Source organism: Dorea sp. 210702-DFI.3.125, assembly GCF_020560945.1.
Taxonomy (GTDB): Bacteria; Bacillota; Clostridia; order Lachnospirales; family Lachnospiraceae; genus Dorea; species Dorea formicigenerans.
Genome location: NZ_JAJCNF010000001.1, coordinates 214,786 through 239,533 on the forward strand (window position 1 = coordinate 214,786; position 24,748 = coordinate 239,533).

Consider the following 24,748-nt stretch of genomic DNA (forward strand, 5'->3'; position numbering starts at 1 on the left):
CCCACCTTTTCTTTTTCTCACACGATATTATCTGTGATTGCTTTTACAACCTCTTCGATTGTCATATCTGAGCTATCGATCAACACTGCATCTTCCGCCTGTCTGAGAGGTGCAATTTTTCTTGTACAATCGCGTTCATCGCGTTCTTTGATATCTTTCTTAATTTCTTCCAAATCACATGAAACACCTTTTTCTTCCAGTTCTTTATATCTACGGAGCGCTCTCGTCTCCACACTTGCTGTCAGGAAAATCTTCACATCCGCTTCAGGCAACACACAGGTTCCAATATCCCTTCCATCCATCACAACGTCCTGAGTTCTTGCAAGTTCTTTCTGAAGATTCAGCAAATGTGCCCTCACCTCCGGAACCGCGGATACTTTAGAAGCCATATTTCCAACCTCTTCATTTCGAAGCCTGGAAGTAATATTTTCGCCATTCAGATACACTTGCTGTTCACCTTGTTCATACTGTATTTTCACTTCTGCACCTTCACATGTCGCGGCAATAGCATCCAGATTCTCCGGATTAATTTTTTTGTCCAAAAAATAGACAGCAAGCGCGCGATACATTGCTCCCGTATCTACATATATATATCCTTTTTCTTTCGCAACCCGTTTGGCAATCGTACTTTTTCCTGCACCAGCCGGGCCATCAATCGCAACATTATAACCCATATTTTCTCCTTCTCAATCTGCTTTATATTTCTTTTAATTACTGGATTGCATTTCCTGCCGCATATCCGGTCGACCAGGCAATCTGCAGATTAAAACCTCCGGTCAATGCATCCAGATCCAGTACTTCTCCCGCAAAATATAACCCTTTTACAAGCTTTGATTCCATCGTTCCAGGATCAATTTCTTTCACATTAACTCCGCCTTTTGTAATAATCGCTTCCGGATAGTCGCGAAGTCCGGTAAGCGTCATACGAAAATGCTTGATCAAATGAACAAACTGTTTCCGTTCTTCTTTCTCTATACTGTTAACCTTTTTCTCCGGATCAATCCCACCAAGTTCCAGCATGACCGGAATTAATTTAGTTGGAAACAGCTTTGTGATTGCATTTTTAAATTGCCGGTTATGATTCTCTTCAAAATCTCTCAGCACTCTCTGATCCAGTTGTTCTTCTGTAAGAGCTGGTTTCAGATCAATTTCCAATGTCAGTTCCTTTTTCTGTCCATTTTTATCCATGAATTTTTTGCCCACATAACTGCTGGCACTGATAATCAATGGACCACTGACACCAAAATGTGTAAACAGCATTTCTCCAAAATCTTTATATAATTCTTTCTTTCCATCCAATATCTTTGCTTCTACATTGCGAAGTGAAAGCCCCTGCAATTCACAGATCCATGGTTCTTTTGTCTCCATCGGCACAAGAGACGGAAAGCATTGTGTTACTTTATGCCCAACGTTTTCGGCAAATCGGAATCCATCACCTGTAGATCCTGTGGAACGGTAAGACAATCCACCTGTTGCAACAATACATGCATCTGCGGTTTGTGTAGTAGTATCTTTTAATACCACCTTATTAAACTTGCCTTTTTCAGCTTCTACACTTTTCACTTCTGTATTTAAGCAGACTTTCACGCCCACTTTTTTCATTTCCCGTTCCAATGCGCGGATAACATCAGACGAATGATCCGAGATTGGAAACACTCGATTTCCTCTCTCTATCTTCACTGGCACCCCTGCATCTTCAAAGAAATCTATCACATTCTGATTCGTATAACCATAAAAGCTGCTATACAAAAACTTAGAATTCGTCACAACTGCATCAAACAATTCTTCCATATCTGCGGCATTTGTAATATTACATCTTCCTTTTCCAGTAATAAATATTTTCTTTCCTAGTTTTTCATTTTTTTCATACAGCGTGACTTGATGTCCGTTTTTTGCTGCAGCAATTGCCGCAAACATTCCCGCTGCTCCGCCACCTACTACAATAACATGACTCATTTATATTATCCTCTTATTCTAGTCATTCATTTTGACTGTATCGCCTACCATATTCAGTTCATCTCCACTGTAGACCTGATACTCATCCCAGATATCTTCCAGCGCCTCCAGTGTAGTGATTACTTCTTTCTGCTTCTTCATGCAGAGTGCCACCACAAGAGCATTGATCACGCTAAGTGGTGCTACAAGAGAATCTACGATCGAAGCCATATCACTTCTTGCAATCAAATTACAGGAAGAATACAGGTTCATCGGCGAATGTACACTATCCGTAATCGTGATTACCTTAGCCTTTCTGTTGCTTGCAAATTCCAATGCTTTAAGCGTTCTCATAGAATATCTCGGGAAACTAATCCCAATAATCACATCTTCTTCATCAATTCGCAGCAATTGCTCGAAGATTTCACTGGAACTGTTCGTATGAACCGCTGTCACATTATCGCAAATCAAATTGAGATAGAAAGACAGAAAGCTTGCAAGTGGTGCACAGCTTCGTATTCCGACTACATATACTCGCCTTGCATTCAGAATCGTGTCTACAGCCATTTCAAACGCCTCATGGTCAATTCCTTCCATTGTCAGCTTTATCTTCTCTATATCCGACTGTAGAACCGATGTTAGAATCTCTCCTTGACTGATCCGTCCATACGTCACTTCCATTCGTTGAATGGAATTAAGTTTTGTACGGACCATCTCGCCAAGCGCCCTTTGAAACTGGGGATAACCTTCATATCCAAGAGCTGTTGCAAATCTTACAACTGTCGATTCACTGACTCCAACCTCTTCACCCATTTTTGCAGCCGTCATAAATGCTGCTTTATCATAATCTTCACGGATAAAATCTGCCAGCTTTTTCTGCCCTTTACTGAACTTGTTATATCCGTCTTCTAATCTTTGCACTAATTCATTTTGTGTTCCCATATAGCGTCTTCCTTTTCTATTACATCGTTTCTATTATAAGATGTAAAAGAGAAATCTTCAACCATTAATCCTATCTATCTCAATCATCTATCTTAATTCTATCTTAATCTATCTCAAATCTGCCTTAAATACTTCTACTGCGCACCTCTGATATCTTTTTTAAGCCAGCATAATAAAACAGGCGGAAAATCTTCCGCATAAATGCATCTTTGACTTTCCGCCCGTTTTCATTATTTTATATTCTGCTATACTGGATAACTTCCATTCTCAGTATCAGCAATTGTCTGGTCGACCTTTGTCTGCTGTGCCTGACGATATTTGAAAAACTCTGTTGCTACCTGTGGGAACAATGCATAAGATAATACATCTTCATCCTGCTGGATCCACTGAGCACATTCTTTTCTGAGTGTGTCAAGCTCATCCGGAATCAAATCTGCCGGACGGCAAGTGATAACTTCCGGATTATCTCCAAGAACTTTCTTTACGACATCTGGATTAAATGGTTTTGCTGTCTTACCATATTTTCCACTTAAGATGTCTTTTGTCTCCTGTGTTGCAACTTTGTAGCGTTCTCCCATCAGCACATTAAATACAGCCTGTGTACCTACAATCTGTGAAGATGGTGTTACAAGTGGCGGTTCACCAAGATCTTTACGAACTCTTGGGACCTCCTCAAGTACGTCGTAGAATCTATCCTCCGCTCCCTGTTCTTTTAACTGGGAAGTCAGGTTAGACAACATTCCTCCCGGTACCTGATAAAGAAGTGTCTTAATATTAACACCTAAGTTCTTAGGATTCAGAAGTCCACTCTCAAGAGCCTCATCACGAATCGGTCTGAAGTAATCAGCAATCTCTGCCAGTAAGTTCTGATCCAGTCCGCTGTCATAAGGAGTTCCCTTAAATGTCTCAACCATAACCTCTGTAGCCGGCTGTGATGTTCCAAGTGCAAATGGTGACATTGCAGTATCAATTACATCGACCCCTGCCTCTACAGCCTTTAAGTAAGTCATAGACGCCTCTCCTGACGTATAGTGGGTATGAAGCTGAATCGGAAGATCTACAGCTTCTTTCAATGCCTGTACAAGCTCTGTTGCTTTGTATGGTACAAGAAGTCCGGCCATATCTTTGATACAGATAGAACTTGCTCCCATATCCTCAATTCTCTTCGCTGTCTCTACCCAGTAATCCAGTGTATAAGCATCACCAAGTGTATAAGAAAGAGCTACCTGCGCCTCTGCTTTTTCCTCATTTGCTGCATCTACTGCTGTCTGAAGGTTGCGAAGATCATTCAGGCAGTCAAAAATACGAATAATATCTATTCCATTTGCAACAGATTTCTGCACAAAATATCTTACCACATCATCAGCATATGGACGATATCCAAGGATATTCTGCCCACGGAATAACATCTGTAATTTTGTATTTTTAAATCCATCACGGAATTTGCGAAGTCTGTCCCATGGATCTTCTTTCAGGAAACGAAGAGATGCATCAAATGTAGCACCACCCCAGCACTCTACAGAATGATATCCAACTTTGTCCATCTTTTCCACAATCGGAAGCATCTGCTCTGTAGTCATACGAGTAGCGATCAAAGACTGATGCGCATCACGCAGAACTGTTTCCGTTATCTTAATTGGTTTTTTTTCAATTTCTGCCATTATAATTTCCTCCATATATTGTCAATTACAATATTGACTGTTACATTACTCCAAAGATTGCCATGAATGTACCTGCAGCTACGGCAGTACCGATAACACCAGCTACGTTCGGTCCCATTGCATGCATCAGAAGGAAGTTCGTTGGATCTGCCTCTGCACCGACCTTCTGAGATACACGCGCAGCCATAGGAACCGCGGAAACTCCTGCTGAACCAATCAGAGGGTTTACTTTTCCATGTGTAAACGCACACATGATTTTACCAAATACAACTCCGGCTGCTGTACCAAATGCAAATGCGATCAGACCTAACACAACGATTTTCAATGTATCAAAGTTCAGGAATGCTTCCGCACTTGTTGTAGCTCCTACTGATGTACCAAGCAGGATAACTACAATATACATCAATGCATTGGATGCTGTCTCTGTCAACTGTCTAACGACACCTGACTCACGGAACAGGTTACCAAGCATCAACATACCTACAAGTGGTGCTGTTGTTGGAAGAATGACGCAGACTACAATTGTAACAATAATCGGGAAGAGAATCTTCTCGAGTTTAGATACAGGTCTTAACTGTTCCATTCTGATCTTACGTTCTTTCTCCGTTGTAAGTAATTTCATAATCGGTGGCTGAATAATCGGCACCAGTGACATATAAGAATAGGCCGCCACTGCAATTGGTCCCATGATCGCCGTCTGCTGCAGTTTACCTGCGAGGAAGATAGATGTCGGTCCATCTGCTCCTCCAATAATTGAGATTGCTGCCGCTGCCTTGTCGGAGAATCCCATGCACATTGCTCCAAGGTATGCAGCAAAAATACCGAACTGTGCTGCTGCTCCAAGAAGGAAACTCTTTGGATTCGCAATCAACGGTCCAAAGTCTGTCATCGCACCTACTCCAAGGAAGATCAGTGACGGAAGAATTGACCACTCATCCAGCTTATAGAAATAGTAGAGAAGTCCACCCGTTCCATTTGATGCATCCTCTGCATGCAACATAATATCCGGATAGATATTTACAAGCAGCATACCAAATGCAATTGGCACAAGAAGCAGAGGCTCAAATCCATGTCTGATTGCCAGGTACAAGAAGAAACAAGCCACCGCAATCATGACCACATTGCCCCATGTAAGACTAAAAAACGCCGTCTGATGCACGAGGTTTCCTAATGTTGTTGTTATATATTCCATTTCTTAACCTCCAGTCGTATATGTGTCGGCAGTATTATTTCAATGTTGCTAATACTGCTCCGGATTCGATTGCATCACCAACAGCTACGTTGATGCTTGCTACAGTTCCATCTTCCGGTGCTACAACTGGGATTTCCATCTTCATTGCCTCGATTGTAAGAACAGCATCACCCTTCTTCACTGCCTGACCTACAGTAGTGTCAAGTTTGAATACTTTTCCGGCTGCTCCTGCTTTTACTTCAATAGATCCGGCTGCTCCTGCTGCCGCTTTCGGTGCTGCCTTTGGAGCTGCTTTTGGTGCTGCTTTCGGTGCAGCTGGTGCAGGTGCTGCGCCTGCTCCTGTCTCTTCTACTGTTACATCATAAACATTACCATTCACTGTAATTGTATAATTTTTCATTCTGATATCCTCCTTAATTACTCACTATGAATTCCATTTATTTGACGGACGGCGCTTAATGCTGCGGACAACAAATCCATCTGTCGTTGTCTCTTCTGCTGCTGCAATTGCTGCTGAAATAACAGCAATCAATTCCAGATCATCAGTTTCATCCACTTCTTCGACTGTCTCACTTACAGCCGCTTTCGTTTCATCTTTCTTCTCATCTTTTTTCTTGCCAAATACATTCTGGATTGCCGGAATGTATTTAAACAAAGAAATCAGGAATGAAATGAAGATCAGTACTGCAAATACAGTTCCCATTCCAAGCAGTGTATTTAAGCCTGCCTTTTCCATAATCTCTCCAAGTGAGAACTTCGCACTGACTGTCATACTTTCAAGGTATAAATCTTTATCAAACACAAATTCAATCGTAGCATCACGATCTTTGAACTGTGCCGGTACAGATACTGTCAGCTCATCATCTTTCGCTTCAAATGTATAATCTCCATGTCCGACATACTCACCGCATTCTTTGATTCCTGCCTGCCAGCTGTCAACTGCGCCATCAAAGCTGTCCGGTGTGAACTTCAATCCAGACATCATGAACTGATACTCTTTGCTGAATTCGTTCTGGTCGTTCCACTGTGCCAGTGTATCACTGTCTACATTCTGGCAGTAGTTTATCAGAAACTCTGTCTCCTGCTCGATCATTGCCTCATCATATTCCAAAGTAGTCTGTGTCTTACCACATCCTGTCAGGCATACGATTGCGGTCATCATCAGGCAGAGCAATAAGCTAATCTTTTTCTTCACTTTGCCTCACCTCTCTAAACTGTTCCATGCTTTTTCATCGGGCTTTCTTCTCTTTTTGTAAATAACATCTCAAATGCTCCGATGACATATTTTCTAGTGTCAGCAGGCTGGATAATTGTATCTACATAACCTCTTCTTGCTGCGGAAACCGGACTGGACTGAAGCTCGGCATATTCTTTTGCTTTCTCGTTGATTGTCTCAGCATCAGCATCTGCATACATAATTTTTGCTGCAAGATCTGCTTCCATCATTCCGATTTCTGCTGTCGGCCATGCATAGACCATATCAGCACCAAGAGATTTACTGTTCATTGTCACATAAGCACTTCCAAATGCTTTTCCGATTACAACGTTAACTTTTGGTACAGTTGCATTTGCAAATGCATAAGTTAATTTTGCTGCTGCCTTTGCAAGGCTTCTTTCTGCACACATAGTTGCTGCAAATCCTGATACATTCGTCAGTGTAAGAACCGGAATATTAAATGCATCACAGAACTCTACAAATCTGGCTGCTTTTCTTGCGCCTCTTGCAGAAAGTGCTCCATCAAACTCTTCTACAACTTCTGCATTCTCATCATAAACTTTAGATCTGTTCGCAACAGCACCAACTGTCATACCATTCAAACGAATAAAGCCTGTTACCATGTCTTTTGCATGATTCTTCTGAGTCTCAAAGAATACATGATCATCTGCGATTTCAGCAAGGGCTATTGCTGTATCTTCTGTTGCATTTTCAATCTCTGAACATGCACGATTCAGATCATCTGAACATTCTGTGTATGATGCATCTTCCTCATTATTACATGGTAAAATGCTTACTAATGTACGAATCTCTGAAAGAATCTCTTCTTCTGTTCCGACACCATCTACAAGACCTGTCTTTTCACTTTGGAATTTTGCAGAAGATGTATCACATTTATCTACTGTATTTCCTGGAATCGCATTCGGAGAATTTACGAATAACTTCGCATTCTTTTCTTCCATAAATGTAAAATCTGTAAGAGCTGGTACTAAGGACAAGCCTCCGCCACAGGTTCCGAAAATTGCTGTAATCTGTGGAATTACTCCTGATGCAAGTGATTGTTTTAAATATAATGTTCCAAATGCCTCAAGTGCGTCTGTTGCCTCCTGAAGTCTGAGACCTGCACAATCTACAAGTCCAATAACAGGAGCCCCCATCTTCATTGCCATATCATAAATGTTCGCGATCTTTCTGGCATGCATCTCACCAATTGATCCCTTCAATACTGAAGCGTCCTGGCTGTACACATATACCAGATTACCATCGATCACTCCATAACCGGTAATGACACCGTCTGCCGGAGTTTTCTTTTCCTGCATGTTGAAATCTGTTGTTCTGGCTGTTACTGCTCCGCCGATTTCAACAAAGCTGCCTGCATCAAGTAACTGTTCAATGCGATTACCTGCTGCATTTTCTGTTGCCATGTTGCCCATAATTTAGCCCTCCATTTTCTTTATTAAAATATGGTTATACCAAAATTTCGCCGAATTTATTATAACTTTTTTACCGAAAAATGGCAACGCCTACAAGGCATATTTGTTAAGGATTTGACAAATTTTGTTAATTATTTATGACTTTTGTTAAAAATCAAAAAGCGGTTTGGGCAATTAGCTCAAAACCGCTTTTATAGGTCTATAAATTCTGTTTATTTTTCATTTCTAAATTGAATTGGAGTCATATTATATGCCTTTTTGAACAATCGATTGAAATGCTCCACATTCTGATATCCGACAGATAATGCAATATTTTCCACTGTCATATTGCTGCTCTTAAGAAGTGCTCTTGCTTTCTTCATACGGATTTTCTTTACCAGTTCTCCAAATGTGACGCCGGATTTCTCCTTAATGTATTTGGAAATGTATGGTTTAGACAAGAAGAACTTCTCAGCAAGGTCATCTAATGTAATATCAATATAGTTCTCCTGAATATAATTCATAATTTCAATCATACGTGCGTCTTTACATGTATTGGAATTTCCAATCTCTTCCAGCTTATTAACTGCAACTGTGAGTGCCTCAATGGATGCCTTGATAATATCGGCGTCAATTCCAACACCCCAAAATGTCTTTCCTTGGCAGATTATACCAACATATGCAACAGCCTTGGAGGATGATCCTTTTGTCAGAGAATGTTCCTCGTAAAAGCTCAGTTCATAGCTGACGTTGAAATACTGTTTGATTGCATTGCTGACCGCATCCAAACGTCCATTACCCGTTGCGGTGATGGCCTGGCTCTCTTTCTCATGATTGATCGTAACCTCAGCTGTAATTCCATTGACCTGTTTGAAATGACACTCGTCAATATGGAATACCGGTTTTGTATTAATGTAATTATCAGAGAAAATCTGATATACAAGTTCCGGAGTCAGCTCTTTATGTGCACGGTCAGAAATACCTTTCACAAGATATCCGACTTCCTCACGCATCTCTTTTGGAAGATTGATTCCATGGCTCTGTTTCAGAATGTAGTTCACACCACCTTTACCAGACTGGCTGTTGATGCGGATAACATCTGAATCGTATTTTCTTCCAACATCCTGTGGATCGATCGGCAGATATGGAACTGTCCATGTATCGCACTTCTTCTCTTCTCTCCACGCCATTCCTTTTGCAATAGCATCCTGATGTGATCCTGAAAATGCTGTAAATACCAGATCTCCTGCATATGGCTGACGCTCATAGACATGCATTCTTGTCAGTCTCTCATAAGTTTCGCGAATATGGTGCATATCAGTAAAATCAAGCTTTGGATCTACTCCGTGAGAGAACATATTTAAACCTAATGTCACAATATCTACATTACCGGTACGCTCTCCATTTCCAAATAATGTACCTTCGATACGGTCAGCTCCTGCCAGAATTCCAAGTTCCGCAGTTGCAACACCACAACCACGGTCATTGTGTGGATGAAGGCTTAATACAACATTATCTCTGTATTTCAGATTTTTATCTACATACTCTAACTGGCATGCAAATACATGTGGGATCGCATTTTCAACGGTTGTCGGAATATTGATGATTGCCTTGTTGTCCGCACTTGGTTTCCATACGTCCAAGACTGCATTACAAACTTCGACCGCATAATCAACCTCTGTTCCAGAGAAACTCTCCGGGCTGTATTCAAATGTAAAGTTACCATCTGTCTCATTTGCCAGCTTCAGAAGTAATTCTGCTCCATCGACTGCAATCTTCTTGATCTGCTCTTTGCTTTTTCTGAATACCTGCTCTCTCTGTGCAACAGATGTGGAGTTGTACAGATGGATCACCGCATGAGGCGCACCCTTAACAGCTTCAAATGTCTTCTTAATAATATGCTCTCTTGCCTGAGTCAGTACCTGAACGGTCACATCATCTGGGATCATATTCTTCTCAATCAGCGTTCTCATGAACTTGTACTCGGTATCGGATGCTGCCGGGAATCCAACCTCAATCTCCTTAAATCCGATATCTACTAACATCTGGAAGAACTCCAACTTTTCCTCAAGACTCATTGGCTCGATCAGCGCCTGGTTACCATCTCGCAGGTCAACACTACACCATACCGGCGGTTTTTCAATCTCTGTCTTCTTCACCCAATCATATGTGACGACCGGTGGCATAAAATAAGTCTTTTCGTACTTTTCAAAATTATTCATATCTATCACCCTTCCAAATTAATTTTCATCAAATTAGTTGTCTTTTTTTAAGACTCACTCATACTAACACAGGAATAAAAAAAAGGAAAGTGACATATTTAATCACTTTCCTTGATTTTTTTTAATATCCTTATGCTTTTTTGAGTTCAAGGCTCAATTTTTCTGTCATTTTTTACTCATCCTCAAGAGCTTCTTTTCTTGTCGTCATAACTTTCTCTTCATAACATGCAAACAGATCATCGATTACTTTCTTCTCCTGTTTCTTTGTAAAGAGACTTACAACCGGAACAAGAATAAGTCCACCAACCATAGCGATCACACCGGAATTGATTGAAGATTTGAAAATGTATCCAAGTACCGGTCCCCAGCCGCTCACATCAACTCCTCCAAGTGTAATGACAAGCTGGATTACTGCTACCGCACACCCCCATATAAAACAAACAAATGCAGAAGCTTTTGTCACGCCTTTCCAGTATAATCCATATAAGAACGGTGCCAAAAATGATCCTGCAAGAGCGCCCCAGGAAACTCCCATCATCTGTGCGATAAATGTTACTTCCGGATGTGCATCTTTAAAGATTGCAATCACTGCCGATACAAAAATAAAAAATACAATAAACATTCTCATAACAAACACCTGCTTTTTCTCAGACATTTCTTTCTTAGATGCAGGCTTGATCACATCCAGTGTAAATGTAGAACTTGATGTCAGCACCAGTGATGAAAGGGTGGACATAGATGCGGATAATACAAGCACAATGACCACCGCTATGACAAGTGCCGGAAGTGTAGATAACATGGTCGGCACAATGGTGTCAAACAGCGGTTTCCCGGTGGTTGGATTGATGGTTACTTTATCTGCATACAGTCTTCCGAATCCTCCAAGGAAATAACAGCCTCCGGCAACAATAATGGCAAACACTGTGGATATAACCGTTCCTTTATGTATATCTTTCTCGCTCTTAATGGCATAAAATTTACCGACCATCTGTGGCAGCCCCCATGTTCCAAGGGAAGTCAGAATTACCACAAATAAAAGCGCCAGCGGATCCGGTCCAAGAAATGCGGTGTATGCTCCCTGCCAGCCCGCGTCGCCTGTCACAGAAGCCAACGCCTTTGTTGCCTCCTGAAATCCTCCATTGTCGGCAAGTACTGCTCCGATTACTGCGCAGATTCCAAACAGCATAATGATTCCCTGAATAAAATCATTGATCGCCGTTGCCATGTATCCACCGAAAATAACATAGAATCCAGTCAGTACCGCCATAATTAAAATAACAAACCAGTAGGGAATATCAAACACAAGTCCAAAGAGACTGGAAAGTCCATTGTATAAGGACGCCGTGTACGGAATCAGAAAAATGAATACAATGACTGATGCCGTTACCTTAAGCGGCACACTGTCAAATCTCTTACCAAAGAAATCCGGCATCGTCTTAGCATCTACATGCTGTGTCATAATACGGGTTCTTCTTCCAAGCACATTCCATGCAAGCAATGACCCGATAAATGCATTTCCAAGCCCCGCCCATGTACTGGCAAGACCAAAGTTCCATCCAAACTGTCCCGCATAGCCTACAAAAATAACAGCTGAAAAATATGACGTTCCAAATGCAAAAGCCGTCAGCCACGGACCAACGCCACGCCCTCCAAGAACAAAACCATTCACATCTGTCGCATGCTTTCTGGAATAAAATCCGACATAGATCATAATCGCAAAGAACACGACAAGCAAGATAATACATAATACTTCCTTTGACATCTCTCATTCCTCCAAATAACTAGTCTTTTGTTTAAATTTGTTACTTTAAACCGTTGCGCTTTAAAGTGTTAAAGTCTTTTTATACAATACCATACGGGAAATGTATTGTCAATACAGAGAACTTGTTTTTTCTGTCACCTCTTCCGTTTTTTGGGGCACTGCCTTCCCATGCCAGATATTTCTAAAAACACAGAAAGAGGCTGTACAATCGTGTACAGCCTCTTTCTGTGTTTTTATATAATTGGATACATGCGGATTTTTAATATTTCTCTACTACTTCACCCTGCTTTTTGTAGATACTGTTTGCAGGTACGAATCCTCTGACACTGGACAGCGGGTAGATATTGCTGTGGCTTCCGACTACACTTCCCGGATTCAATACTGTTCCGCAGCCAACTTCTACTTCATCACCGAGCATGGCTCCGAATTTCTTGATTCCGGTCTCAATCTGTCCTTCTGGCGATTTTACTACGACCAGTTTCTTGTCTGATTTTACATTGGAAGTGATAGATCCTGCTCCCATATGTGCTTTGTATCCAAGTACGGAATCTCCAACATAGTTGTAATGTGGAACCTGTACTTTATTGAACAGTATAACATTCTTAAGTTCTGTAGAGTTTCCGACTACGGCTCCCTCTCCTACAATTGCATTGCCACGGATAAATGCGCAGTGGCGAACCTCTGCATCTTTTCCGATGATTGCCGGTCCGTGGATATATGCTGATTCAAATACTTTTGCAGATTTTGCAATCCACACATTTTCTCCTACTTTATCATACTCGTCTGCCGGAAGTGTCTCTCCCAGTTTTACAATGAAATCACTGATCTTCGGAAGTACTTCCCATGGGTAAGTCACTCCTTCAAAGATATCCTTTGCAATTGTCTCATTAAGATTATACATCTTTGCTACTGTCATTTCTTCGAACATTTCTAAACTCCTCCTGCTCACAGTTTACTTATTATTTTTTTTAATCTTTTTTATTGTACCTATTTGCTGGCATTTACTGTCTTTGTACTCTTTCTTCCACTAGACTTACTGCCCGATTTTGCACCGGTCTTTGTTCCACTCTTTGCACGCCCGGATTTTGCGTACTTCGTCGTCCGCTTCTCATTCTTATAAAACGGTGCAACCCGGTCATAACAGGCGCGGAGCTGATATTGATTATTCAGTCCTTTGACGCCTTCCGTGCGGCTGGACACAAAGCGGTCCAGTTTCATCATATACTCGTCAGAGGTGATATCTCCGTCAGCCACATAGGTCAGTCCCTTCTCCCAGCTTGCTGTCAGCTCCGGATTCAAAAGCGACCGTACAGAATGGTCAACCACATCATAGATCATTTCTCCAAGCATGGTCGGTGTGACAATCTGTGTCTTCTTATTGAGTGCCAGATATTTATTGTTAAAAAGCTTCTTTAGGATTTCACCTCTGGTCGCACTGGTTCCGATTCCACTTCCTTTAATCTGTGCGCGAAGCTCTTCGTCTTCAATCAATTGTCCTGCATTTTCCATAGCAAGGATCAGGGAACCGGAATTATAGCGTTTCGGTGGAGATGTCTTTCCTTCCTTAATCTCCATTCCCTGGATTGGGAGAGTCATCCCTTTTTTCAGGCTTTGGATTTTTTCAAAAAATGCCTGGGAAGATGCCATATCTTCGTTACCGTCACCATTGTCACCCGAATTGTTATCACCGGAACCATCACCTGTTTCTGCGGAAGTCACACTTCCACTTACATTTCTGTCTTCTGCTCCTGCAGCGCTGCCAGATTCTCCCTTCTTTTCTCCCGGAACTCCCACAACTTTTAAGTAGCCAGGCTCTGCCAGTACTTTAAAGCTTGCAAAGAAAGACTCTTCTTTTACCTTTGTTGTAATGGCAACCTTCTGATAAACCGCCGCCGGATAAAATATACTTAAAAATCGTCTTACGATTACATCATAGACCGCCCGTGACGTCCAGGAAAGTCCACTTAGCGCACTCATGCCTTGTCCGGTTGGAATAATGGCATAGTGATCGGTAATCTGTTTGTCATTGACATATCTTGTCTTCGCCAGACCTTTATGACTTCCGAATCCTACAATCTCCTGTAAAAACAAAACTGCCGGCTCATATTTCATAAGTCCATTGAGATTCTTATGTATCTCTTTTGCCACAGCCGTGGAAAGCACACGCGCATCGGTTCTCGGATAGGTCGTCAATTTCTTTTCATAAAGTTCCTGCGCAATTTTCAGTGTCTCATCCGGACTGATTTTAAAGCGTTTCGAACATTCATTCTGCAGCTCCGCCAAGTTAAATAACAACGGTGGATTTTTCTTTTCCTTTTTCTTTTCAATAGACGCAATCTGACCTGTTACCGGTTGTTCCTGCGTCAGATAATCTATGACCTGCTGCGCCTTTTCGCGCTCTTTAAATCCATTTTCCTTATATAGATCAAATGACTCGAACCACTTGGAACCCTTTACTGCGCGCCATTCTCCTTCAAATGTCTGACCCTGTTCTCCAATTGTCGCAAGAATACGATAAAACGGGGTCTCGATGAACTCACGGATCTCGCGTTCTCTTCTTACAACCATTCCAAGAACACAAGTCATTACACGCCCTACAGAAACAACTGAATAATCCGTTCCAAGATAATTAGAAATGCTATTTCCATATTTTAATGTCAATAATCTTGAAAAATTGATTCCCATGAGATAATCTTCCTTGGCTCGCAGATAAGCAGCACTTGCCAGATTGTCATACTCACTTAAATCCTTTGCCTCGCGGATTCCTCGCAGTATTTCCTCCTCTGTCTGGGAATCGATCCACACTCTTCGTCTATTTTTTCCATGTACCTGCGCCTGTTGTTCTACCAGACGGTAAATATATTCTCCCTCGCGTCCTGAATCGGTACAGACATAGATAGTCTCTACATCCGGTCGGTTCAAAAGCCCTGCTACAATCTTATACTGTTTCGCTACCGACGGTATAACTTCATATTTGAATCTTGTCGGTATAAACGGCAGCGTCTGAAGACTCCATTTTTTCAAGGCAGGATCATACTCCTCCGGATAACTCATAGTCACCAGATGTCCTACACACCAGGTCACAATGGAATCCTCTGATTCCAGATACCCGTCCTGCCTTCTGGTGTTCAGCTTCAATGCCTTCGCAAACTCCTGTGCAACACTGGGTTTCTCAGCTATATATAGTGATTTCCCCATATTTATTACGTTAACTCCTTACTTTTTTTACTGTGCCTGTATTATTTTTATATCCTTCAAATCATGCTTTTGATAACAGCTTCTCAACCATCTTGCTGATAGTATTTTTACGTTTTCAATTATATCCACATTTATTTTACTACTCATATATACAGACATTTTTTCATAATCATCTATGAAAAATTCTCTTAATCTTTTTCAATAAACCAATTTTCTCTGGTAATTCCTGTGGCGGTTTTGCCTGCAATGCCTCTTGCATAAAGACATTCTGTGAATCAATATACAGTTCTTTCTGCTCTTTACGCCTGTATTTTCCGTCACTTCCAAGAACTCTTGCTTTTACATTATCACTTAACATCACTTTCAAATAGTGATTGATCTGCCTGCAGATATCCTGATCCAGTATCGGGGCAGCTACTTCTACACGCTTCTCAGTATTACGTGTCATCATGTCTGCTGATCCAATATAAATCTTCTGATCATTTCCACTTCCAAAACTGAAAATACGCGGATGCTCCAGATATCTTCCGACAACACTCATCACACGGACATTGTCCGTATAACCAGTTACACCCGGCAAAATACAACAGATTCCCCGCACGATCAGATCCACTTTCACTCCTGAGCGAGATGCTTCTGATACTTTCTGTATAAAATCTACGTCCGTAACAGAATTCATTTTCATAATGATCCGCCCATTCGAACCTTTTTTGATTTCCTCATCCATCAGATAAAGAATCTTCTGCTTCAGGCTGGTCGGTGATACGATCAAATAATCATATTGTCCTGCCAGATTACCAATTGACATATTTTTAAAGAATTCTGCCGCATCTTTCCCTATTGCCGGATTTGCTGTCATGAGCGACAGATCTGTATACATTGCCGCTGTCTTTTCATTGTAATTACCAGTTCCAATCTGTGTAATATACTGGATTTCTCCGCGGCTTCTATAAGTAATAAGACAGATCTTTGAATGCACCTTATAACCGTCAAATCCATAGATCACACGGCACCCTGCTTCTTCCAAGCGCTCAGACCAGTCAATATTATTCTGCTCATCAAATCTTGCACGCAGTTCGATCAGAGCCGTTACTTCTTTTCCGTTTTCTGCTGCCGCACACAGATATTCTACCAGCCTTGCTTTCTTTGCCAGACGATAAATCGTAATCTTGATCGTCATAACATCCGGATTCACCGACGCTTCTTTTATAAGGCGCAAAAACGGATCCATACTCTCATACGGATAGAATAACAGGATATCTTTTTTCTTTATCTGGCGCATCACATTACCTGCTGCCACATGCCCACTGTTCTGTGGCGAAAATGGCGTATAAGTCAGAGAGCGTTTCATAGCTTCCGGTAAATTCCCACTGATACCAAAAATATAATCTAATTTCATCGGCATCTTTGTTCGAAAAATCTGATTCGGCTCAATCTCAAACTTCTCACAGAAATATTTCTGTGTCTCTTCAGACAGTTTATTTGCAGTCTCCAGTCTGACTACCGCCATACGGCGGCGTTTGTGAATAGTCTGCTGCATAAGATACCGGAAGTCATCCGTCACTTCCAAAGCCTCGTCATCCGGAGACACATCAGCATTTCTCGTTACACAGATATAATTCGCTTCCGACACTTCGTACTTCGGAAATACCAGGTTCAGATGCTCCATGATGACCTTTTCCATACGAATGTATCGGATATCATGTCCCGGAAGGCACAAAATGTCCGACACGAACTGTGGCACCGGAACAATTCCCATCATACTTTTGTTATCCATCTTCAAACTTGCCGTTACATACAATTCTTTATTCAAAAGATGCGGAAATGGATGATTCGCATCCACAATCTGCGGGGAAAGAATTGGTAATATCTGATTTTTAAAATAATGCTTTACATATTTCTTTTCCTGAGGCTCCAACTCTTTATAATCAAGCCCACACACACCATATGGATGTAATTCTTTTTTTATCTCAGAATACGTCTTATCACGTTCTTTATACAATGGTGCCACTTCTTCCAGAATTGCCTGAATCTGCTCCTGCGCTGTCATGCCGGACCGGCTGTCTTTTGCCTTGGCATCTGTGTGCACCATATCATAAAGACTTCCAACACGAATCATAAAGAATTCATCCAGATTGCTGGTGAAAATTGCAACGAATTTCATCCTTTCAAGAAGCGGCACCGACTCGTCCTGTGCCTCTTCCAATACTCTGTGATTGAATTTCAACCAGGAAAGTTCCCGGTTCTGTGTATAATTTAAAAGCTCCTTACTCATCACCTGCATCCCCTTTCTGAACTTTCTCTACCTCATCTAATTGAAGTTCCGGATTCAGACGTTTTAAAAACTGGTCGAACCCCGGCACTGTGAAATCAATCTCCGCATATCCCGTTGCATAGATCATACTTTTATTAATGAGTTGTGCCCGGTAAGGCGATATTGAAGAGACTTCTGTTTCCATAATTTTAGCGACATTCGAAATCGAACATGGTAATTTCTCACATTTCGCCATTGCAAAAATAAACATTTTTTCTTTTGGTGTACATCGGTCATAGCGAAGCCTGTAAAATCCGCGGTCGAGATTTTCATAAAATTTTAAAACGGCCCCTTTTACATCATCGATACCTATCACCGTCTGTTCCGGATTCAGATGCTCCCATATAGCACTGCATAATTCCTGTATAAAATACGGATATCCTTGCGTCTCACTGATAATCCATCTTAAAGCTTCTTCTGTATAACTTCCGCCAAGTGGCTCTGCCGGCTTTACGATGGCATCCTTTGCATCCTGCCCTGATAATGCATCAATCTCCTCAAAACGAAAAAGTCTTTCCGAATATGATTTCACTTTTCCAAGCGTTTTCAAAATCTTAGGCAATCCGGCACCAAAAATCATAAGAGGCAAGCGCAATTGATTACACCTGTGGATAGCATTTACAAGAGCCGCAATCTCCTCCTCTTTCATATACTGAATCTCATCAACAAAAAAACAAATTGCGTACCCGGTTTTATCAGCCATCTTTCCCATTGCAACAAATAAATCTGTCAGATCCTCCGACAGATCTCCTGTCACAATATACTCCCGTTCTTCCATTCCAACTTTGAAAGACTGATCTTCTGGATTATAAGTGACTGTAAATGCTTTTAATAAGTCCTGCACTCTGCTGACAAAATCTTTCGCAGTTTCTTTAAAACTCATCTTATGAATGAATTTTTTAGAATAATTCGTAATCTGCTGTGTAAAATTTCTTTTCTCTGCAATCTCAATATGTCCCATTAAAATTGGCATATCATCCGTTTTACATTCTATTGCATTTAACAACACCGTCTTTCCTACACCACGTAATCCGTAATAAATTACGGACTGCTGAGGATATCCTAATACGATTGTATTCAAATATTTTTCTGCTCTTTCCAGTGTCTCTTTTCGTCCTGCAATATGTCCTGGCATAAATCCTGCACCCGGAGTATAAGGATCTGCATATTTCATTCCTGTCTCTCCTGTTACTCTTCTTTTCTTATTCGTTTTAGTATAGCACACTTCCTTTTTCATTTCTACCTTCCTCCCAGCAAAATAGCACGGCAACAGCCAGGAGTAAATATATCCGGAGGCAAATTTCGCACTATATTGTTTCTCAACTGTTCATCACTTTGGAATTTATGCCCGATCATTCTTAGGCTCCGAAATGATTGAAATTATTTAGATACTTTTGCAGATAATAAGAACATTATCTGCGTGAAAGTAGTATAACATACCATAAACAAATGTACAAGAATTATATTTTCGCATCATTATCCCACATCATTAATTTTACTGACGGACACAAAAAATGCAGCTGACTATCAACTGCATTTCCTTATCTCTTATCATGTAATTTGTTTCATTAGCGTTTTGCAACAGCTTCAATCTCAACCTTTGCACCTTTTGGAAGTTTTGCTACTTCGAAAGCTGCTCTTGCCGGGAATGGTGCTGAGAAATATCCGGCGTATACTTCGTTCATTGCTGCAAAATCATTCATATCCTGCAATAAAACTGTTGTTTTTACGACATTCTCCATTGTGCATCCTGCTTCTTTGAGGATTGCTGCAATATTTTCCAGAGACTGCTTTGTCTGTCCTTTGATCTCATCTGATGCAAATTCTCCTGTTGCTGCATCAATCGGGAGCTGACCAGACACATAAATCGTTCCTTCCACTTCGATTGCCTGTGAATATGGTCCGATTGCTGCCGGTGCTTTTTCACTGTTTACGTTTCTTTTACTCATGATAGTTTCCTCCTGCAAATTTAATTTTATATGTAACAATCCGTCCGGATTGCTATGCACTATTTCCCTTCTTCGCCCCGTCTATGGCAATCAGCAAGATACTTGCCATGACAAGTCCACCTCCGACTACTATCCCAATCGTGACCGGATCATGGAACCAGAGTGTACTGAAAATCACACTGACAATTGGCTCCAGCATGGAGACAAAAGATGCGATTGCTGCTCCGAGTTTACTGATTCCATACATCATAAAGAAATATCCGCCTGCATTAAATAAGCCTACTGCAATGATAAATGCAACATCTATGCTCTTTGGCGGTGCAACTAAAGTGCCTGTCATCGGAGCAATAAAACAGTACAAAATTGTTCCCGGAAGTGATACATAAAAAAGCTTCACTTCAATCGGTAATTCATTTGCCGGTCCTTTTTCATTCGCAATCAGATATCCACCATATACGAATGCGGATGCAACAGCAAGAACAATTCCGATCATCGGCATATTTCCACCTGCTCCTGTTAAAAAGCCCATTCCGATCACAGATACAACAATCGCCGCAATCTGGTATTTGCTAAATCCTTCTTTAAATACTATTCCCATCACAATGCATACAATAGACGGGTATAAAAAGTTCAACATAATCGCTGTTCCAACCGGTAGATACAGATAGCTGTTATTCAATAATAATGCTGTGATAAGAAGTCCAAATACACCCATCAGAAGTGACTGGACAATCTGTATCTTCAAAGCTCTAAAACTCCTTTTCTTTACCAATGCCATAACCAGACACACCAGTGTGATAATCCAGTTCACATAGAACATCAGACTGTTCATCGGCAAACCATCCAGTAACACCTGCTTCTGAAATGAGGGCATCACACCAAGACATGTAGCTGAAAGTGCCACAAATATAAATCCTACTGCCATAAACCTTAAAGTCCTTTCCTCAACTTATCTTTCGAACTGCTTTTTCATCATCAGTTTTGCTTTCTTTTCCTGCTCTATTCTCTGTCTTTCCCTAAATTCTTCTTCTGTCAGAAGTACAAGCGCCCCTGTTGGGCAGACTTTGACGCATGCCGGTTTCATTCCGGCTTTTTGTCTTTCAATGCATGCATCACATTTTTCCATCTTGCCATTTTCCCGGAATGTCGGCACTCCATACGGGCATGCCATAGCGCAAGAATGACAACTGATGCAATTCGTATTATCATACAGTGTAAATCCTGTCTCCTTATCTTTATAGAGGCAGCCGCAAGGGCAGCCCATAACACAAGGAGCATCCTCACAGTGCATACAGCTTACCGAATAAAAATGTAATGCACCTGTCTCTTCTTCCAGTGTAAATGTATTCCGGAATGGCTGTTCTCCTGCCGGAATATCAATATCGTTCTGATCCATGCATGCAAGCGCACAGGCTCCGCAGGCAGAACATTTTTCAGAATCAAAAAATAAAAATTTCTTCATGATGTTATGCCTCCTCCTTTTTTCTTACCATACACCGAGTCGACCGATATGCCGGAAATCCTGAATATGGATCCAGGTGATTTTCGTCCATAATACTCTCTGCATCAGCTTCAGAATAACCATGGAACAGATTAACAAGCCCTTCTGGAACGGTCATAGTCGGTTTTACCTTGACTGTGATTGCACCGCGCTCTGTGGAGATTTCAATCTTATCTCCTTCTTTTACTCCGATTTTTTCACAATCCAGTGCATTCATATCTGCAGTCGGATTTGGTCTCAAAGAGCGGTTTCTAGGTACTTTATGCAGTCTGCTGTGAAGCGCATTCGGAATTCGGGATCCAGATGTAAATACAAATGGATATTTTTCCGGATCGGCATCGTCCAACGGTTCTTTGTAAGTCGGCAATGCATCCAGTCCCCATTCCGGGTGTTGTTCAATAATCGCACTCTTTAACTCAAATTTTCCAGTCGGAGTTTTCAGTCCTTTTTTCAGATCCTGCATCGGAACATACGGCGTAACCTCAGCGATCTTCACTGGCAATTCGACTTTCTTTAAGTCTTCTACTTTCACATGATAATCATCCAGAATATAATGCTGGATAAAATAATCATAGCCTTGTTTTAACGACTCGTCTGGAAGATCCATAACACGGGCAAGTTCCGTACAGATCTGCACATCGCTTCTCGCCTCTCCGATCGGCTCGATCGCCGAATTGGTGTACCATGCAAGTCCTCCACGGTAAGGCTTGAATTCTCCACGCTCAAAAGAAGAGCATGCTGGCAACACGATATCAGCATATTTTGCAGCATCTGTCATAAATAAGTCTGTATCTACATAAAACTCAAGGTTTCTAAGTGCCTCGAACATTTTCTTAGATTCCGGGAACATTCTTACATTTAACCCAAGTGCAAATACTCCCTTTACTGGATACGGTGTACCTTCCAGAATCTGCCTGGACAAATCCATGGACTGCATCTCTCCTTCCAGATAATCCCAAAGAGGAAATCTTCCGGCTCCGATAGGAAGTTTTGTATTCTTTGGTTTTGTCTCATAAAGATATTCTTCTTCTCTTGTCGGGAATCCACATGCCACATGCATATAAGTATGCGGAGTCAGAATCTGACCTCCAATCCGGTCAAAGTTTCCGGTAATTGCAAGAAGCGCCGTAATCGCACGGTAATTCTGTAAACCATTTCTATGGTGGCAGATTGGTGCAGAAGATTCATTAAAGCTCATTTTGGGATTCTCACGAATCATCTCAGCTGCCTGCACGACCTGAGCATACGGAACTCCCGTAATCTCCTCAATATTGGATTCATTAAATCCTTTCACATACTGTGCATACTCCTCAAAACCATACACATATTCATCAATATAAGGCTTGTCAATCCAGCCACGCTCAATCAGAACATTTGCAATCGCATGAGCAAGTGCTCCGTCGGTACCGCTCTTTGGCTGTAGAAAAAGATCTGCCAGCTTTTCTGTTGCCGGTGTTCTTCTTGTATCCACGATAATAAATTTCAGGCCCTTTTCTTTTAGTTCCATGGCATGTCTCGCCTGCATGTAACTGGAATAAAATGGGTTAAATGCCCAGCCAAGAAACAGATCCGAATGGTCCCAGTCTCCATCTGCCTGCTCACCTGCTGCTACTTTCCACGCCATAAATGCGGCCGTGTAACAAGCACTGGATTCACAGCCATAGTTCGGACTTCCGAATGCATAAGCCAGTCTTCGGAGTATCTGTCTGTACCATTTGGAATATCCGGAATAAAAAGCAACGCTCTCCGGTCCGTAATCTTTTTTGCATTTATTTAACTGTTCCGCGATCTCAGCATAAGCCTCATCCCAGGAAATCGGCTCAAACTTTCCTTCCCCGCGTTTTCCCACCCGCTTCAGTGGAGTTTTGATACGATCTTCCCGGTAAATGTACTCACGATTTGCAAGCCCTTTGCTGCAAAGTCTCCCATCGTTAGAGGGATGTCCGTCCATGCCTTCGATTTTGATGACTTTTCCATCTTTCACATAAGCATTGATTCCACAATGCATTCCCGGAGAACAGATATCACACATGGTGCGTCTGATCTCAATTCCAGTGTCCGGTCCCGGGATCTTCGCTTTGATTCTTTTTTCTAAATCCGTCATAGTGCTGCCTCCAAATACTCAATAAAATACTCTTCGATTCCGAAATGTACGAGCTGTCCTTTTTGCTCCGGTGTAAATCTGCAAGGTTCTCCTCGCAGAATCCGGATCAAATGTGCCTTTAGCACTCCGGAAATTCCATAATTATCTAATATATTAAACCCGACCGGTCTGCCATTATCTATGACAGCCTGTAAGTAGAATCCCTTGCCGGGATTCACATATTCATAGACCTCACCAGTCAGGCGGTTATCTCCAAGTCCAATAAAATCCATGTCCAGGAAATGTGTAATGTTATGTAAAATATTCCCGTCTGTCTGAGCTGACTTGCCAGATATATTGTTTCCAGCAACTCTCCCCTGAACTCCTGCATTTGCCCAGAGACCGATGATCATCGTCTGTCCGGACTGTAAATTATTTCCCTGACAGCAGTCTCCTGCTGCATAAATGCCTGGAACACTTGTTTCCATTTTTTCATTTACGATGATTCCACGTTCAATTGTAACTTCTTCTGGATTCAAAATACCTGTTGCTGCTCTTGTACCGATATTCAAAATCAGAAGATCTGTCTCAATCTTACTTCCGTCTCCAAGATATACCGTATATCCTGTCACATTTCCTTCTTCATCCGTATGTTCATCCGCCTTCGTAATTGCCTGTCCGAAAGCCATATCAATTCCTATATCTGCAAGTCTCTTCTCAATTATCTCTGAAACTTTTGGATATGCTGCAAGTGCAAAAATATGTGGTGCCATGTCTGCCAGCGTCACATGAATGCCTCTGTGATAAAGAAGTTCTGCCACTTTAATTCCTACCATGGACGCTCCGACTACTACCGCATCCTTGTAGTCTTTCTTTTCCAGTTTTTCCCTCAAACTTTTCGCATCTTCTACAGTTCTCATACAGTTTGCATCTTTTAGTGTTGCAAAAGAACCTGGAACAAACGCTGTTGCACCGGTACTGACAAGAATCTTGTCATATTTCTGCTCTTTGCCATCTTCTGTAATAATGATTTTTTCTTTTGCCAGAATCTGTTTTACTCTCACCTGTGTGATGAAATCAGCCTGATATTTTTTTCTAATCTCTTCCAGTGTTCCAAACGGGAACAAGCCTTCGTACGGAAGTCTGCCAGCCACATAATAAGTAGTCAGCATCGGATTGTACGGAGGCATATCGGTATCACTGTAGACATCTATATGAGCTGCGCAGCCATTCTCCCGAATCTGGGCAAGGGCATGATATCCGGCACAGCCAAACCCAACAATCGCAAAACGTTCCATCTAAATTTCTCCTAGTATAATAATGATGTAGTCAATCAAGACTACTTGGTTAATAAGTTTCTA

Annotated in this window: 19 protein-coding genes; all 19 read right to left on the bottom strand. The window is 41.5% G+C overall.

Annotated elements, in window-relative coordinates; translation table 11 throughout:
* Positions 1–17: 17 nt before the first annotated feature.
* Positions 18–674: a (d)CMP kinase gene (gene cmk / locus LI164_RS01035; RefSeq protein WP_227086608.1), complete on the bottom strand. Its 657-nt coding sequence runs from the start codon at positions 672–674 to the stop codon at positions 18–20.
* A 37-nt stretch (positions 675–711) separates the two neighbouring features.
* Positions 712–1,956 (bottom strand): NAD(P)/FAD-dependent oxidoreductase, encoded by a 1,245-nt coding sequence (locus LI164_RS01040; RefSeq protein WP_117606886.1) that lies wholly within the window; start codon positions 1,954–1,956, stop codon positions 712–714.
* An 18-nt stretch (positions 1,957–1,974) separates the two neighbouring features.
* Positions 1,975–2,877, bottom strand: a complete 903-nt coding sequence (locus LI164_RS01045; RefSeq protein WP_005332906.1) for a MurR/RpiR family transcriptional regulator — start codon at positions 2,875–2,877, stop codon at positions 1,975–1,977.
* 245 nt (positions 2,878–3,122) lie between these two features.
* A complete protein-coding gene (locus tag LI164_RS01050) occupies positions 3,123–4,538 on the bottom strand; it encodes an oxaloacetate decarboxylase subunit alpha (protein ID WP_005336230.1) in 1,416 nt (471 codons plus the stop codon).
* Between the two features lie 40 nt (positions 4,539–4,578).
* A complete protein-coding gene (locus LI164_RS01055) occupies positions 4,579–5,730 on the bottom strand; it encodes a sodium ion-translocating decarboxylase subunit beta (protein ID WP_005332909.1) in 1,152 nt (383 codons plus the stop codon).
* A 34-nt stretch (positions 5,731–5,764) separates the two neighbouring features.
* Positions 5,765–6,130 carry a biotin/lipoyl-containing protein gene (locus LI164_RS01060; protein ID WP_005332914.1) on the bottom strand — a complete coding sequence of 122 codons (366 nt, stop codon included), beginning with the start codon at positions 6,128–6,130 and terminating at the stop codon, positions 5,765–5,767.
* Positions 6,131–6,154: 24 nt separating this feature from the next.
* Positions 6,155–6,925, bottom strand: a complete 771-nt coding sequence (locus LI164_RS01065; RefSeq protein WP_227086609.1) for an OadG family transporter subunit — start codon at positions 6,923–6,925, stop codon at positions 6,155–6,157.
* Between the two features lie 14 nt (positions 6,926–6,939).
* Positions 6,940–8,379 carry an acyl-CoA carboxylase subunit beta gene (locus LI164_RS01070; RefSeq protein ID WP_005332916.1) on the bottom strand — a complete coding sequence of 480 codons (1,440 nt, stop codon included), beginning with the start codon at positions 8,377–8,379 and terminating at the stop codon, positions 6,940–6,942.
* Positions 8,380–8,591: 212 nt separating this feature from the next.
* Positions 8,592–10,580: a 2-isopropylmalate synthase gene (locus LI164_RS01075; RefSeq protein WP_117612634.1), complete on the bottom strand. Its 1,989-nt coding sequence runs from the start codon at positions 10,578–10,580 to the stop codon at positions 8,592–8,594.
* 172 nt (positions 10,581–10,752) lie between these two features.
* Positions 10,753–12,342: a sodium:solute symporter gene (locus LI164_RS01080; protein WP_227086610.1), complete on the bottom strand. Its 1,590-nt coding sequence runs from the start codon at positions 12,340–12,342 to the stop codon at positions 10,753–10,755.
* Between the two features lie 259 nt (positions 12,343–12,601).
* The gene (locus tag LI164_RS01085) at positions 12,602–13,270 is read right to left on the bottom strand and encodes a UDP-N-acetylglucosamine pyrophosphorylase (protein ID WP_005332919.1); all 669 of its coding nucleotides are present in this window, start codon (positions 13,268–13,270) and stop codon (positions 12,602–12,604) included.
* Between the two features lie 59 nt (positions 13,271–13,329).
* Positions 13,330–15,540, bottom strand: coding sequence for a DNA topoisomerase (locus LI164_RS01090; RefSeq protein WP_227086611.1), 2,211 nt, complete (start codon positions 15,538–15,540; stop codon positions 13,330–13,332).
* Between the two features lie 169 nt (positions 15,541–15,709).
* Complete coding sequence (ppk1, locus tag LI164_RS01095; protein WP_227086612.1) at positions 15,710–17,815, bottom strand: polyphosphate kinase 1; 2,106 nt, start codon at positions 17,813–17,815, stop codon at positions 15,710–15,712.
* Positions 17,808–19,091 (bottom strand): ATP-binding protein, encoded by a 1,284-nt coding sequence (locus LI164_RS01100; protein ID WP_005332924.1) that lies wholly within the window; start codon positions 19,089–19,091, stop codon positions 17,808–17,810. Before LI164_RS01100 ends, ppk1 begins: the two co-directional genes overlap by 8 nt.
* A 331-nt stretch (positions 19,092–19,422) precedes the next feature.
* A complete protein-coding gene (locus tag LI164_RS01105; protein WP_040015462.1) occupies positions 19,423–19,803 on the bottom strand; it encodes a RidA family protein in 381 nt (126 codons plus the stop codon).
* Positions 19,804–19,855: 52 nt separating this feature from the next.
* On the bottom strand, positions 19,856–20,728 hold the full coding sequence (locus LI164_RS01110) for a DMT family transporter (RefSeq protein WP_005332926.1): 873 nt from the start codon (positions 20,726–20,728) through the stop codon (positions 19,856–19,858).
* A 24-nt stretch (positions 20,729–20,752) separates the two neighbouring features.
* Positions 20,753–21,265 carry a 4Fe-4S dicluster domain-containing protein gene (locus LI164_RS01115; RefSeq protein ID WP_227086613.1) on the bottom strand — a complete coding sequence of 171 codons (513 nt, stop codon included), beginning with the start codon at positions 21,263–21,265 and terminating at the stop codon, positions 20,753–20,755.
* Positions 21,266–21,269: 4 nt separating this feature from the next.
* Entirely contained in the window at positions 21,270–23,408 is a 2,139-nt protein-coding gene (locus tag LI164_RS01120) for a molybdopterin-dependent oxidoreductase (protein ID WP_227086614.1), read from the bottom strand.
* Positions 23,405–24,685, bottom strand: coding sequence for an NAD(P)/FAD-dependent oxidoreductase (locus LI164_RS01125; protein ID WP_227086615.1), 1,281 nt, complete (start codon positions 24,683–24,685; stop codon positions 23,405–23,407). Before LI164_RS01125 ends, LI164_RS01120 begins: the two co-directional genes overlap by 4 nt.
* Between the last annotated feature and the right edge of the window lie 63 nt (positions 24,686–24,748).

Bases quoted from the DNA above. Each gene is read 5' to 3' on its own strand.
- cmk (WP_227086608.1), bottom strand. From the start codon at position 674: ATGGGTTATAATGTTGCGATTGATGGCCCGGCTGGTGCAGGAAAAAGT.
- LI164_RS01040 (WP_117606886.1), bottom strand. From the start codon at position 1,956: ATGAGTCATGTTATTGTAGTAGGTGGCGGAGCAGCGGGAATGTTTGCG.
- LI164_RS01045 (WP_005332906.1), bottom strand. From the start codon at position 2,877: ATGGGAACACAAAATGAATTAGTGCAAAGATTAGAAGACGGATATAAC.
- LI164_RS01050 (WP_005336230.1), bottom strand. From the start codon at position 4,538: ATGGCAGAAATTGAAAAAAAACCAATTAAGATAACGGAAACAGTTCTG.
- LI164_RS01055 (WP_005332909.1), bottom strand. From the start codon at position 5,730: ATGGAATATATAACAACAACATTAGGAAACCTCGTGCATCAGACGGCG.
- LI164_RS01060 (WP_005332914.1), bottom strand. From the start codon at position 6,130: ATGAAAAATTATACAATTACAGTGAATGGTAATGTTTATGATGTAACA.
- LI164_RS01070 (WP_005332916.1), bottom strand. From the start codon at position 8,379: ATGGGCAACATGGCAACAGAAAATGCAGCAGGTAATCGCATTGAACAG.
- LI164_RS01075 (WP_117612634.1), bottom strand. From the start codon at position 10,580: ATGAATAATTTTGAAAAGTACGAAAAGACTTATTTTATGCCACCGGTC.
- LI164_RS01080 (WP_227086610.1), bottom strand. From the start codon at position 12,342: ATGTCAAAGGAAGTATTATGTATTATCTTGCTTGTCGTGTTCTTTGCG.
- LI164_RS01085 (WP_005332919.1), bottom strand. From the start codon at position 13,270: ATGTTCGAAGAAATGACAGTAGCAAAGATGTATAATCTTAATGAGACA.
- LI164_RS01090 (WP_227086611.1), bottom strand. From the start codon at position 15,540: ATGGGGAAATCACTATATATAGCTGAGAAACCCAGTGTTGCACAGGAG.
- ppk1 (WP_227086612.1), bottom strand. From the start codon at position 17,815: ATGAGTAAGGAGCTTTTAAATTATACACAGAACCGGGAACTTTCCTGG.
- LI164_RS01100 (WP_005332924.1), bottom strand. From the start codon at position 19,091: ATGAAAAAGGAAGTGTGCTATACTAAAACGAATAAGAAAAGAAGAGTA.
- LI164_RS01105 (WP_040015462.1), bottom strand. From the start codon at position 19,803: ATGAGTAAAAGAAACGTAAACAGTGAAAAAGCACCGGCAGCAATCGGA.
- LI164_RS01110 (WP_005332926.1), bottom strand. From the start codon at position 20,728: ATGGCAGTAGGATTTATATTTGTGGCACTTTCAGCTACATGTCTTGGT.
- LI164_RS01115 (WP_227086613.1), bottom strand. From the start codon at position 21,265: ATGAAGAAATTTTTATTTTTTGATTCTGAAAAATGTTCTGCCTGCGGA.
- LI164_RS01120 (WP_227086614.1), bottom strand. From the start codon at position 23,408: ATGACGGATTTAGAAAAAAGAATCAAAGCGAAGATCCCGGGACCGGAC.
- LI164_RS01125 (WP_227086615.1), bottom strand. From the start codon at position 24,685: ATGGAACGTTTTGCGATTGTTGGGTTTGGCTGTGCCGGATATCATGCC.